The sequence below is a fragment of the Erwinia sp. 2186 genome, assembly GCF_057812255.1.
The window spans coordinates 941,429-954,291 of record NZ_CM173824.1 but is presented as its reverse complement, the minus strand read 5'-3'; the positions used below and the strand labels follow the sequence as shown (position 1 = coordinate 954,291).

Here is a 12,863-nt window from a genome sequence, read left to right as displayed (position 1 = left end):
CGATCCTGTCCAACACCCAGCGTGTGATTTCTGTGTTTACCCCTGTCCAGTCTTACTACACGGTGAGCTATGAACCTGAATCTTCTCGATCGCCAGGATATCCGCACCCATGTTCGTCACCTCCGTCGGGCGCTGACACCCGAGCAGCAACAGCTCGCCGCCGTGCAAGCCGCCGAACGCGCGCTTAATTTTGCTCCGATACAACAAGCCAAAAAAATCGCCCTGTTTCTCTCTTTCGACGGTGAGCTGAATACCCGTCCGCTGATTGCCAAACTCTGGCAGCACAAGCAACAGGTGTACCTGCCGGTGCTCCATCCGTTCTCCGAAGGCCAGCTGTTGTTTATTCGTTATGACGAGCACACGACGCTTACACCCAACCGGCTGCGTATTCCTGAGCCGCCGTTGGATATCCGCAATCTGGCCACGCTTAGCGAGCTGGATGTGCTGTTGGTGCCGTTAGTGGCCTTTGATAAGCAGGGACAACGGCTGGGGATGGGCGGTGGTTTTTACGACCGCACGCTGCAAAATTGGCAGCAGCACGGATTTTTACCCGTCGGTCTTGGGCATGATTGCCAGCGGGTTGATGATCTGCCCGTTGCGGAGTGGGATGTGCCGCTTCCAGCGATGATCACGCCGTCGAAAATCTGGCAGTGGTAAGGCTGAATCGCTATAAAAAAAAGCCCCGGGCAATTGCCGGGGCTTTTTTTAGGGTGATTACTGGAGCGGGCGTTAACCCGCCAGCTTAATCAGTACAGCAGACGAGCACGGATGGTGCCCGGAATGGCTTTCATCAGCTGCAGCGCTTTGTCCGCCACATCCTGCGGTGCATCGACATCAATCACCACATAACCCATCTGTGGGGTAGTTTGCAGGTACTGTGCGGCGATGTTGACGCCCTGGTCTGCAAAGATGTTGTTGATTGCGGTCAGCACGCCGGGACGGTTCTCGTGGATGTGCAGCAAACGGCTCTGGTCGCCATGCATCGGCAGAGAGACTTCCGGGAAGTTAACCGCAGACAGCGTTGAACCGTTATCCGAGTACTTAGCCAGCTTGCCCGCCACTTCGATACCGATATTTTCCTGCGCTTCCTGCGTTGAGCCACCGATGTGTGGCGTCAGGATCACGTTATCAAACTCGCACAGCGGCGACAGGAACGGATCGCTGTTGGTCGCAGGCTCTTCCGGGAACACGTCAATTGCCGCGCCCGCCAGATGCTTGTCCGCCAGCACTTTACACAGGGCCGGAATATCGACCACGGTGCCACGTGAGGCGTTAATCAGCAGTGAGCCTGGCTTCATCATCGCCAGCTCTTCTGCGCCCATCATATTCTGCGTAGAGAGCGTCTCTGGCACATGCAGGCTGACCACATCACTCATATTCAGCAGATCAGACAGATGGCGAACCTGCGTGGCGTTACCCAGCGGCAGCTTGCTCTCGATATCATAGAAGAACACGTGCATACCCAGGCTTTCCGCCAGCACGCCCAGCTGCATGCCGATATGGCCGTAGCCGATGATGCCCAGCTTCTTACCACGGGCTTCAAAAGAACCCACGGCCAGTTTGTTCCAGATGCCACGGTGTGCTTTGGCGTTCGCGGCAGGCACGCCGCGCAGCATTAACAGCAGCTCGCCGATGACCAGCTCAGCAACGGATCGGGTATTGGAGAAAGGTGCATTAAATACCGGGATGCCACGGCTGCCAGCAGCAGTCAGATCAACCTGGTTGGTTCCGATACAGAAGCAGCCGACCGCCACCAGTTTTTCCGCCGCAGCGAAAATGTCTTCAGTGAGGTTGGTGCGCGAGCGGATACCGATAAAGTGCGCGTCGCGAATGGACTCTTTCAGAGCGTCGCTGTCCAGCGCGCCTTTATGAAATTCGATGTTGGTGTACCCTGATGCGCGCAAATTCTCGACCGCGCTCTGGTGGACGCCTTCCACCAACAGGAACTTAATCTTGTCTTTCTCCAGTGATACTTTTGCCATTTCCCGACCCTATTTTTGCGACTTCAGAAGTGCCAGCTTACCCCTATCTACATCCGGGTATAAGATAGCCTTCTGCCAAAATATCAAAATTTACGGCTGCGGCAATACAAACGATTGCCTGGATGCCAGCACGGCTAACAGGCAAGGCAGCACAATTTGGCAGATAATCGGGGAATGGTGAAAAGGATTAGCAGGATACGCCTGCGCATGAAAGTTATGTGACATAAGTCACCAAATTTCATCGGGTTCAGAAAAGATGTTTTTTATCAGAAAATAACCGACGCCAGTGCGGCGCCGGTAAGATCATTTTACTATGGTCTTCACGCCGTTGGCGGTACCGATCAGCGCAACGTCGGCACAGCGTGCGGCAAACAGCCCCACCGTGACCACGCCTGGCAGCGCATTAATCGCTTTCTCCAGCGCAATCGGGTCCAGAATTTTCAGATTATGCACGTCGAGAATAATGTTGCCGTTATCGGTCAGCACATGCTGACGGTATTCCGGCAGGCCACCCAGCTTCACCAGTTCACGCGCCACAAAACTGCGGGCCATCGGGATCACTTCCACCGGCAGCGGGAAACCGCCCAGCACATCAACCTGTTTAGACTCATCCGCGATACAGACAAACTTATCCGCCACCGCAGAGATGATTTTCTCCCGCGTCAGCGCCGCGCCACCGCCTTTGATCATCTGCATCATGCCGTTGATCTCATCAGCGCCATCGACGTAGACCGACAGGGAGTCAATCTCGTTGAGGTCGAACACCTGAATACCCAGGCTTTTCAGCTTCTCTGTTGAAGCCTCAGAGCTGGAGACCGCACCGTCAATCTGGTGTTTGATCGAGCCCAATGCATCGATAAAGTGAGCGGCAGTGGAACCCGTTCCCACACCGACAATGGTGCCCGGGGTAACGTAGTCCAGCGCTGCCCAACCTACGGCCTTTTTCAGTTCATCCTGTGTCATGGTAAGTTTAGATTCCGTACAGCTACAGTGTGGCGCTAGTATAAAACAACCCGATGGAAATGACTGCCTTCACGCGGGCTTTGTTGGCACTTTGGAAGCCAGGCCACAAACCTGAAGCGGGATAATGTCGCCTTTGCCCAGGGCAAAGTGACAAAAATATGGCATAGTGCAGTTTCCACACCTGAAAGAGAGTTATCACCCACTATGAAACGCCCGGATTATCGCACGCTTCAGGCGCTGGATGCAGTGATTCGCGAGCGCGGCTTCGAACGCGCAGCACAAAAGCTTTGCATTACCCAGTCGGCAGTCTCACAACGAATCAAGCAGTTGGAGAACATGTTCGGCCAGCCGCTGCTGGTGCGTACCGTGCCGCCACGCCCAACCGAGCAAGGGCAAAAGCTGCTGGCGTTACTGCACCAGGTTGAACTGCTGGAAGAGGAGTGGTTGGGCGATGAGAACAGCGGCACCACGCCATTGCTGCTGTCGCTGGCGATAAACGCCGACAGTCTGGCAACCTGGCTGCTGCCCGCGCTGAAAACCGTATTAACCGACTCTCCGGTGCGTCTGAACCTGCAGGTGGAAGATGAAAGCCGCACGCAGGAACGCCTGCGTCGTGGCGAAGTGGTTGGGGCAGTGAGTATTCAGCCACAGCCTCTGCCAAGCTGCCTGGTGGATCAGCTCGGCGCGCTGGATTATCTGTTTGTCGGCTCAAAGGAATTTGCCGCGCGTTATTTCCCGAATGGCGTGACCCGCTCTGCCCTGCTGAAAGCACCCGCGGTGGCCTTCGACCATCTGGATGATATGCATCAGGCCTTTTTACAGCAGAACTTTGACCTGTCGCCGGGCAGCGTGCCCTGCCATATCGTTAACTCGTCGGAAGCGTTTGTGCAGCTGGCGCGTCAGGGCACCACCTGCTGTATGATCCCGCACCTGCAGATTGAGCGCGAGCTGGCAGAAGGCGAGCTGATTGACTTAACGCCGGGCCTGTTCCAGCGCCGGATGCTTTACTGGCACCGCTTCGCGCCAGAAAGCCGCCTGATGCGCAAAGTCACCGATGCGTTGATCGCTCACGGCCATCGCGTCCTGCGTCAGCCGGAATAGGCCATAAAAAAAGGCTCCCGTTGGGAGCCCTGAATGCAGCCTGCACAGGGCGTTGTCACCGACAACGCCCTTTTTGCGATTACGGGTTACGCTGCAGTTCAAACACCACATCAACCTGATCGTCGAAGTGAATGCTCTGCTTTTCATAGGTTTCCGCCGCAGAGGTCATCGGTGCGGCATCGGCCATTTTATACATGCGCGCGACCGGCATTGGCTGGTAGTTAGCAACGTGATAACGGATGCTGTAAACCGGGCCCAGCTTGGTATTAAAGCCTTTCGCCAGCTCGCCTGCCTGCTGCGTCGCGTCCTGAATCGCCGCCTGACGCGCCTTGTTGCGGTATTCATCCGGATGGGCCACGCCCAGCTCAACGGAGCGGATTTCGTTCAGGCCAGACTTCAGCGCACCGTCCAGCAGCTCGTTCAGCTTATCTAACTGACGCAGAGTCACCTGCACCTGACGCACCGCACGGTAGCCTTTCAGCACCGCTTTGCCTTCTTTGGTGTAGTCATATTCTGGCTGGGTACGCAGGTTAGCGGCATCAATATCTTTCTTCTCAATGCCATTTTTTTGCAGGAAATCAAAGTACTGCGCGACTCGCGTATCGGCCTGAGCCTTGGCTGTCGCGGCATCTTTCGCCGAAATGCTGACTTCAATAGCCAGCGTAGCGATATCCGGTGTGGCTTCAACACTGGACTGGCCAGACGTCACAACGTGTGGGCCATTCGGCAGCTCATCTGCCAGCGCCAGAGCCGGTACGGTTCCAAATCCAATCATTGCGGCCAGGGCCAATTTAGTAAGCTTCACTGGGTTCCTCCGTGGGGTATTTCAGTCACATCAAGGTTTACTGACGGGGAAAATTGCCTCACCGCCAGAGAAATGTTCCGTCAAAACGCAACAAGCTGGCATATGTTATTGCGTTTTCGGGTATCAGGCTATGACCTTTATTCCTGGAGTGAGTTCCTTGTGACTGAAATCATCCCCATCAGACAATTACTGGAAACCTGTTGCCTGCAGCGCCAGCTTTAACGCAATGCCCCACATCATTACCCCAACCAGCGCATTGATGATGCGTTGGGCTTTCGCCGTATTCAGCACCGGTGACAGCCAGGCGGCGAGTGACGCCAGGCCAAAGAACCACAGGATTGATGCGGTGACCGAGCCCAACGCAAACCAGCTGCGGGCTTCCGCCGGTAGCTGTCCGCCCAGACTGCCGAGCACCACAAAGGTATCGATATAGACATGCGGATTCAGCCAAGTCACGGCCATCATGGTGGCGACAATCCGCCAGCGTCCCTGCTTCATCGCGGCGGAGGAAGAGAGGTCAATGTTGCCGCTGAACGCGGTACGCAATGCTCCCCAGCCGTACCACAGCAGGAAAAGCACGCCGCCCCAGGTCACCAGATTGAGCAGCAGTGGCGATTGGGTCAGCAAGGCACTGCCGCCAAACACTCCGGCGCAAATCAGGACGATGTCGCTCAGGGTACAGAGTCCGGCGGTCATCAGATGATATTGACGACGCACGCCCTGATTTAACACCAGCGCATTTTGTGGCCCTAACGGCAGGATTAACGCAGCACCCAGAGCCATGCCCTGAAAGAAGATTGAAAACACGGGAAACACCTCGTCCTGAATAATTGCAGGCGAGTGTATAGCGGAAGGTTCATTAGAGGAAATGGAATAAACTAATGTTATATCAGTTTTACTAATAACGTTAAGGCAAGAAAGGCGAACCGTGGCTCGCCTTTAACTTACTGATTACTCTGGTTTAGGTAACGACGGCGCCACCTCTGGCGTCGCGGTTTTGGCTTCAGCCTGCTGATCTTCAGCGGACTTCACCTGATGCAGGTGAACGTCCATCTGCGGATAAGGAATACCAATCTGATGCGCGTCCAGCGTGCGCTTGAAGTTCTTCATCAGATCCCAGTAGACGTTCTGCAGGTCACCGGCATTACTCCAGCAGCGCACCACGAAGTTCACTGAAGAGGCGGCCAGTTCATTCAGGCCAATCTGGATGCCCATATCGCGCAGCACGCGAGGCTCGGCATCAACCACTTCCTGCAGCAGCTTAATCACCTGATCAACGTCGGCATCATAGGCCACACCGATAATGAACTCATTACGGCGCACCGGCTCCCGCGAGAAGTTAACGATATTCCCGGCGATGATTTTACCGTTTGGCACCACGACAATTTTGCCGTCGGCGGTTTTCAGGGTGGTAGAGAAGATCTGCACGCTCTGCACCGTCCCCATTACACCGATATCAATGAATTCACCGGTACGGAACGGACGGAAGGTAACCAGCAGCACGCCGGCCGCCAGGTTAGCCAGCGAACCCTGCAGCGCCAGACCAATGGCCAGGCCGGCGGCACCGAGCACCGCGATCACCGAGGCGGTCTGCACGCCTACCCTGCCCAGGGCGGCGATCAGCGTAAAGGCGATGACCCCGTAGCGCACCAGCGCTGAAAGGAAGTCGGCTACCGTGGCATCGATGTGACGCGCCAGCAGCACTTTATTCAGGGTGTTGGAGATGAGTCGCGCCACAATCATCCCGACGATGATAATCGCAATGGCCGCCACGATATTCACGACATAACTCAACAGCAGCTCCTGGTTGCGCACCAGCCAACCTCCTGCGTTGTTAATGCCATGTACCACGTTCAGATCTTCCATTTCGTTTTCCTGTTGTTGTTCCCCTGCGGGAAGTAAGCAGTTTTTTGCCAGACAAACTGACATCCCAAACTCAAAGGGTAACCAATAATGCCGCGCTCTGCCAAATAAGCAGTCAAATTAACAATTTGTTACCGGACAGGCAAAAAAAAAGGCCCCGGTTAAGGGGCCTTTTTCATACTGTCGTTAACGCGGCAAAATTACAGAACGTCGACTGCGTTCAGCTCTTTAAATGCCTGCTCCAGACGAACGATCATTGATGACTGGGATGCGCGCAGCCAGACTCGTGGATCGTAGTATTTTTTGTTAGGCTTGTCTGCGCCTTCCGGGTTGCCCAGCTGGGCCTGCAGGTAGCCTTCGTTCTTTTTGTAGTACTGCAGGATACCGTCCCAGGTTGCCCATTGGGTGTCGGTATCGATGTTCATTTTGATCACGCCGTAGCTGATTGACTCTTCGATTTCTGCAGCAGAAGAACCGGAACCACCGTGGAACACGAAATCCAGCGAGTTGTGTGGCAGGTTGTGTTTCTTGCTCACATAGTCCTGAGAATCACGCAGGATGGTCGGAGTCAGCTTAACGTTGCCTGGCTTGTACACGCCGTGCACGTTACCGAATGACGCAGCGATAGTGAAGCGCGGGCTGATGGCATTCAGTTTTTCGTAAGCGTAATCAACGTCTTCTGGCTGAGTGTACAGTGCAGAAGCGTCCATGTGGCTGTTGTCCACGCCGTCTTCTTCGCCACCGGTGCAACCCAGTTCGATTTCCAACGTCATGTTGAGCTTAGCCATACGGGCCAGATAGGTGCTGCAGATCTCGATGTTTTCTTCCAGTGACTCTTCTGACAGGTCGATCATGTGAGAAGAGAACAGTGGCTTACCGGTTTTCTCGAAGTGAGCTTCACCCGCGTCCAGCAGACCGTCGATCCATGGCAGCAGTTTTTTCGCGCAGTGGTCAGTGTGCAGGATAACCGGCACGCCGTAATGTTCTGCCATCTGATGCACGTGGTGCGCGCCAGAGATTGCGCCCAGGATTGCTGCAGCCTGTGGCTTGTCTGATTTCAGACCTTTACCGGCGATGAAGCCTGCGCCACCGTTAGAGAACTGAATGATGACCGGGGCTTTAACTTTCGCAGCGGTTTCCAGAACGGCGTTGATAGAGTCGGTGCCGACGCAGTTAACGGCTGGCAGAGCGAATTTGTTTTCTTTCGCTACTTTGAAGATCTTCTGCACGTCGTCGCCGGTGACAACGCCTGGTTTTACGAAATCAAAAATTTTAGACATGTTTTTTGTCCTGTTTCGTCGGTCGTATTAAGAGATTCGGAACCCGTCAAACGGGTAAATCATTCTGGCGGGAAGCAACTTCCCGCCCCAGTAATTACTGTTTTGCACGCGCTTCAAGCATGGCGACTGCTGGCAGTGTTTTGCCTTCCACGAACTCCAGGAAAGCACCGCCGCCGGTAGAGATATAAGAGATCTTATCTTCGATACCGAACAGATCGATGGCCGCCAGCGTATCACCGCCACCTGCGATAGAGAATGCGTCGCTGTCTGCAATCGCATTAGCAATGATTTCAGTGCCTTTGCGGAAGTTCGGGAATTCGAACACGCCAACCGGACCGTTCCACAGGATAGTTTTGGCTTCTTTCAAGATCTTAGCCATTGCCAGTGCGGTTTCATCGCCGAAGTCCATGATCTCTTCATCATCTTTCACTTCGCTGACTTTCTTCACGGTAGACGGTGCAGTTTCAGAGAATTCCGTGCCTACGCGGGAGTCGGTAGGAACCGGGATTTTAAATTCGTCACGCAGTTTTTTCGCCGCATCAACAAAATCAGGCTCATACAGAGACTTACCGACGTTGTTATCAATCGCCACGAAGGTGTTGGCAATGCCGCCGCCGACAATCACGGTGTCCGCGATTTTTACCAGCGAGTTCAGCACGTCAAACTTGGTAGAGACTTTAGAACCGCCAACCACCGCCACCATTGGGCGCTCTGGCGATTTCAACGCTTTACCCAGCGCGTCCAGTTCGTTAGCCAGCAGTGGGCCAGCACACGCGATTGGGGCAAATTTGCCGACGCCGTGGGTAGACGCCTGCGCGCGGTGCGCGGTACCGAAGGCATCCATCACGTAGATATCGCACAGGGCGGCATATTTTTTAGAGAGGGCTTCGTCGTCTTTCTTTTCGCCTTTGTTAAAGCGAACGTTTTCCAGAACGACCAGCTCACCTTCGGCAATGTCCAGGCCGTCAAGGTAGTCTTTCGCCAGGCGAACAGGAGAAGAGAGTTTGTCTTTCAGATAGTTAACAACTGGCAGGAGGGAAAACTCCTCGTTGTATTCACCTTCAGTCGGGCGACCAAGATGGGAGGTAACCATCACTTTCGCGCCCTGCTTCAACGCCGCTTCGATGGTCGGCAATGAGGCACGGATACGTGCATCCGACGTCACTTTCCCTTCTTTCACTGGCACGTTCAAATCAGAACGAATAAGTACGCGTTTGCCAGCAAGATCCAGATCGGTCATCTTAATTACAGACATGGTGAATCCTCTCGTTGATTCTCTAAGTTTTGACAGGCGCAAACCGCGCCCTACCTGAAACCGGTTGCGGCCATCGCTAACGTTGTGTCGATCATTCGGTTAGCAAAGCCCCACTCGTTGTCGCACCAGACAAGTGTCTTGATCAGGTGCTGACCGCTGACCCGCGTCTGCGTGCCGTCCACTATGGCACTGTGCGGATCGTGGTTAAAATCTATGGAGACTAACGGTAATTCCGTATAGTCAACTATACCACTAAATGCCCCTTCTGACGCGTTTCGCAACAAGGCATTAACCTCGCACGCCTGCACCGCCTCCCTCACGCTGACGCTCAAATCAATCGCCGTCACGTTTATTGTAGGGACACGTACCGCTATCGCCTCAAAACGGTCGTTAAATTTAGGAAAAATACGGGTAATGCCGGCGGCAAGACGCGTATCGACCGGAATAATCGACTGGCTGGCTGCGCGCGTGCGTCGCAGGTCGGGATGGTACGCATCTATCACCTGCTGATCGTGCATGGCTGAGTGGATAGTGGTCACGGTGCCCGACTCGATGGTGAAGGCATCATCCAGCAGTTTAATCACCGGAATAATACAGTTGGTGGTGCAGGAAGCGTTGGAGACGATCAGGTGGTCCGGTTGCAGCTCTTTCTCATTCACACCGAAAACCACGGTGGCATCCAGGTCGTTTCCGCCAGGATGGGAGAACAGCACTTTTTTCGCGCCGGCGGCCAGATGGGCTTCGCCATCTGCACGACTGCCATACACGCCGGTACAATCCAGCACCACATCGACATTCAGCTCCTGCCACGGCAGATCGCTGATTTCCGCACGATGCAGCAGACGAATGGTATCTTCGCCGACCCACAGCAGATCCCGCTCCTGGCGGACATCCCAGGCAAATCGCCCGTGGCTGGTATCGTACTTCAGTAAATGCGCCATTCCCGCCGCGTCAGCCAGCTCATTGATGGCCACCACGGTGATCTCTGCACGACGCCCGGTTTCATAAAGAGCACGCAACACGTTGCGCCCGATGCGACCAAAACCGTTTATGGCAATGCGAACCGTCATATCACTCCTGCATCCGAATTCGGTGTAAAACTGGAGCGTTAGCCTGAGCCAGACGTTCAAATTTGTACAGGGAATTCTTGCATCAGAAAAACTGTACTAAGCCCGTATATCTTCAGCAACTACGCAAACTGAAACGGTTCAGCGAGAATAATAGAATGGAGGAATAATAGGAATGACGAGGATCAATTGCTGCGACAATCTTTAGATCTAAGTCACAGATTTAGAAAATTCCACGGCCGGGGATGACGGCGGAAAAGTGAAAACGGGGCGGAAGCAATCCCGCCCCGCTGGGCTTACAGCAGTTCTTTCGCTTTAGCGACCACGTTATCCACGGTGAAGCCAAACATTTCAAACAGCTGCTCTGCAGGCGCTGACTCACCAAAGGTGGTCATACCGACGATTGCACCGTTCAGACCGGTGTATTTGAACCAGTAATCTGCGATACCGGCTTCAATCGCCACACGGGCGCTGACCGCTTTCGGCAGAACCGCTTCACGGTATGCGGCATCCTGTTTGTCGAAGGCATCGGTAGACGGCATCGACACCACGCGCGCCTTACGGCCTTCGGAGGTCAGCTTGTCATACGCGCCCACCGCCAGTTCAACTTCTGAACCGGTGGCGATCAGGATGATTTCCGGCTGACCATCACAGTCTTTCAGCACGTAACCACCGCGAGCCACATTGGCCAGCTGCTCAGCGGTACGATCCTGCTGCGCCAGATTCTGACGGGAGAAGATCAGTGCCGTTGGGCCGTCGAAGCGCTCGATAGCGTATTTCCAGGCAACCGCAGACTCAACCTGATCACATGGACGCCACAGGCTCATGTTCGGGGTGACGCGCAGGCTGGCCATCTGCTCAACCGGCTGATGCGTAGGACCGTCTTCGCCCAGACCGATGGAGTCGTGGGTATAGACCATCACCTGACGGATTTTCATCAGTGCAGCCATACGCGCAGCGTTACGCGCGTATTCAACAAACATCAGGAAGGTCGCGGTGTATGGCAGGAAGCCGCCGTGCAGCGTGATGCCGTTAGCGATGGCGGTCATACCGAATTCACGCACACCGTAATGGATGTAATTACCGGCCAGATCGTCGTTGATTGGCTTAGAACCAGACCACATGGTCAGGTTGCTTGGCGCCAGGTCAGCCGAGCCGCCCAGGTATTCTGGCAGCAGTTTACCGAAGGCTTCCAGCGTGTTCTGCGACGCTTTACGGCTGGCGATTTTTGCTGGGTTAGCCTGCAGCTGTTCGATGAACTTCTGCGACTCAGCCTGCCAGTTAGCCGGCAGCTCGTTGCCCATACGGCGTTTGAATTCTGCCGCCAACTCCGGGTGCGCTTTAGCGTAGGCCGCGAACTTCTCGTTCCAGCGGGCTTCTTTCGCCTGACCGGCTTCTTTCGCATCCCACTGCGCGTAGATATCCTGTGGGATTTCGAACGGCGCGTGGCTCCAGCCCAACTGCTTACGGGTCAGTGCTACTTCGTCATCACCCAGCGGTGCGCCGTGTGAATCGTGGGTACCGGCTTTGTTTGGTGAACCAAAGCCAATCACGGTTTTGCACATCAGCAGGGAAGGCTTGTCGCTAACCGCTTTCGCTTCTTCAACCGCTTGCTTGATTGCGGCTGCATCGTGACCGTCAACACCGCGCACTACGTGCCAGCCGTAAGCTTCGAAACGCTTGGCGGTGTCGTCAGTGAACCAACCGTCAATGTGACCGTCGATTGAGATACCGTTGTCATCATAGAAGGCAACCAGTTTGCCCAGCTTCAGCGTACCGGCCAGCGAGCACACTTCGTGGGAGATACCTTCCATCATGCAGCCGTCACCCATGAACACATAGGTGTTATGGTCAACAACATCGTGACCCGGACGGTTGAACTGCGCCGCCATCGTGCGCTCGGCAATGGCCATACCCACGGCGTTAGCCACGCCCTGACCCAGTGGGCCGGTAGTGGTTTCCACGCCTGCGGTGTAACCGAATTCCGGGTGACCTGGAGTTTTAGAGTGCAGCTGACGGAAGTTTGCCAGCTCAGCAATCGGCAGATCGTAGCCGGTGAGGTGCAACAGGCTGTAGATCAGCATGGAGCCGTGACCGTTCGACAGCACGAAGCGGTCGCGATCGGCCCACAGTGGATTCGTAGGGTTATGGTTCAGAAATTCACGCCACAGCACTTCGGCGATATCTGCCATGCCCATCGGGGCGCCAGGGTGGCCAGATTTGGCTTTTTGTACCGCATCCATACTTAATGCGCGAATGGCGTTAGCAAGCTCTTTACGAGAAGACATGTTCTACTCCAGGTCGGATTAAACGCTTCGCCGTCCTTAACCTATTTTAATCAATGAGTTATCAGGCAAAGTTGTAAAAGTCGACCCTCAATGTACATGAAAGACGGGTCTGCTGTACATGGCGAAACGTGCAAAATAGCAGGCGTAAACTTGCGGTTTGTGGCTATAACCACTATGCATTCGTAGATGCGCACGTTATAACGCTCTCTTTATAAGCAGCGTTTTTTTCTGCCGGTTTGGCAGGTTCTTGTTTTTATTA

General features: G+C 54.6%; 11 protein-coding genes. 2 read left to right on the top strand and 9 right to left on the bottom strand.

What is annotated here, in order from left to right:
- The first annotated feature begins 69 nt into the window (after nt 1-69).
- On the top strand, nt 70-657 hold the full coding sequence (locus tag ACXKZG_RS04425; protein WP_013203663.1) for a 5-formyltetrahydrofolate cyclo-ligase: 588 nt from the start codon (nt 70-72) through the stop codon (nt 655-657).
- An 89-nt stretch (nt 658-746) separates the two neighbouring features.
- Here ACXKZG_RS04425 and serA read toward each other — a convergent pair whose 3' ends face one another.
- Together serA and rpiA are read right to left on the bottom strand one after the other, a co-directional pair.
- On the bottom strand, nt 747-1,982 hold the full coding sequence (gene serA / locus ACXKZG_RS04420) for a phosphoglycerate dehydrogenase (RefSeq protein ID WP_013203664.1): 1,236 nt from the start codon (nt 1,980-1,982) through the stop codon (nt 747-749).
- Nucleotides 1,983-2,285: 303 nt separating this feature from the next.
- On the bottom strand, nt 2,286-2,945 hold the full coding sequence (rpiA, locus tag ACXKZG_RS04415; protein ID WP_013203666.1) for a ribose-5-phosphate isomerase RpiA: 660 nt from the start codon (nt 2,943-2,945) through the stop codon (nt 2,286-2,288).
- Nucleotides 2,946-3,149: 204 nt separating this feature from the next.
- Between rpiA and ACXKZG_RS04410 the strand changes: the two genes are divergently transcribed.
- A complete protein-coding gene (locus tag ACXKZG_RS04410) occupies nt 3,150-4,046 on the top strand; it encodes a LysR family transcriptional regulator ArgP (RefSeq protein WP_013203667.1) in 897 nt (298 codons plus the stop codon).
- 79 nt (nt 4,047-4,125) lie between these two features.
- On the opposite strand, the gene ACXKZG_RS04405 is transcribed toward ACXKZG_RS04410, so the two are convergent.
- The 7 genes from ACXKZG_RS04405 to tkt form a co-directional block, all read right to left on the bottom strand.
- Nucleotides 4,126-4,851, bottom strand: coding sequence for an oxidative stress defense protein (locus tag ACXKZG_RS04405; RefSeq protein ID WP_013203668.1), 726 nt, complete (start codon nt 4,849-4,851; stop codon nt 4,126-4,128).
- A gap of 186 nt (nt 4,852-5,037) precedes the next feature.
- Nucleotides 5,038-5,658, bottom strand: coding sequence for an arginine exporter ArgO (gene argO / locus ACXKZG_RS04400; protein WP_013203669.1), 621 nt, complete (start codon nt 5,656-5,658; stop codon nt 5,038-5,040).
- 144 nt (nt 5,659-5,802) lie between these two features.
- Nucleotides 5,803-6,717 carry a small-conductance mechanosensitive channel MscS gene (gene mscS, locus ACXKZG_RS04395; protein ID WP_134822678.1) on the bottom strand — a complete coding sequence of 305 codons (915 nt, stop codon included), beginning with the start codon at nt 6,715-6,717 and terminating at the stop codon, nt 5,803-5,805.
- Between the two features lie 197 nt (nt 6,718-6,914).
- Entirely contained in the window at nt 6,915-7,994 is a 1,080-nt protein-coding gene (gene fbaA / locus ACXKZG_RS04390) for a class II fructose-bisphosphate aldolase (RefSeq protein WP_488875769.1), read from the bottom strand.
- 94 nt (nt 7,995-8,088) lie between these two features.
- Nucleotides 8,089-9,249: a phosphoglycerate kinase gene (pgk, locus tag ACXKZG_RS04385; protein ID WP_013203672.1), complete on the bottom strand. Its 1,161-nt coding sequence runs from the start codon at nt 9,247-9,249 to the stop codon at nt 8,089-8,091.
- A gap of 50 nt (nt 9,250-9,299) precedes the next feature.
- Complete coding sequence (gene epd / locus ACXKZG_RS04380) at nt 9,300-10,319, bottom strand: erythrose-4-phosphate dehydrogenase (RefSeq protein ID WP_013203673.1); 1,020 nt, start codon at nt 10,317-10,319, stop codon at nt 9,300-9,302.
- A 293-nt stretch (nt 10,320-10,612) separates the two neighbouring features.
- Nucleotides 10,613-12,604, bottom strand: a complete 1,992-nt coding sequence (gene tkt, locus ACXKZG_RS04375; RefSeq protein WP_346599086.1) for a transketolase — start codon at nt 12,602-12,604, stop codon at nt 10,613-10,615.
- Nucleotides 12,605-12,863: the final 259 nt, after the last annotated feature.

Coding starts and splice junctions, on each gene's coding strand:
- ACXKZG_RS04425 (WP_013203663.1), top strand. CDS start 70: ATGAACCTGAATCTTCTCGATCGCCAGGATATCCGCACCCATGTTCGT.
- epd (WP_013203673.1), bottom strand. CDS start 10,319: ATGACGGTTCGCATTGCCATAAACGGTTTTGGTCGCATCGGGCGCAAC.
- tkt (WP_346599086.1), bottom strand. CDS start 12,604: ATGTCTTCTCGTAAAGAGCTTGCTAACGCCATTCGCGCATTAAGTATG.
- serA (WP_013203664.1), bottom strand. CDS start 1,982: ATGGCAAAAGTATCACTGGAGAAAGACAAGATTAAGTTCCTGTTGGTG.
- pgk (WP_013203672.1), bottom strand. CDS start 9,249: ATGTCTGTAATTAAGATGACCGATCTGGATCTTGCTGGCAAACGCGTA.
- mscS (WP_134822678.1), bottom strand. CDS start 6,717: ATGGAAGATCTGAACGTGGTACATGGCATTAACAACGCAGGAGGTTGG.
- ACXKZG_RS04410 (WP_013203667.1), top strand. CDS start 3,150: ATGAAACGCCCGGATTATCGCACGCTTCAGGCGCTGGATGCAGTGATT.
- fbaA (WP_488875769.1), bottom strand. CDS start 7,994: ATGTCTAAAATTTTTGATTTCGTAAAACCAGGCGTTGTCACCGGCGAC.
- rpiA (WP_013203666.1), bottom strand. CDS start 2,945: ATGACACAGGATGAACTGAAAAAGGCCGTAGGTTGGGCAGCGCTGGAC.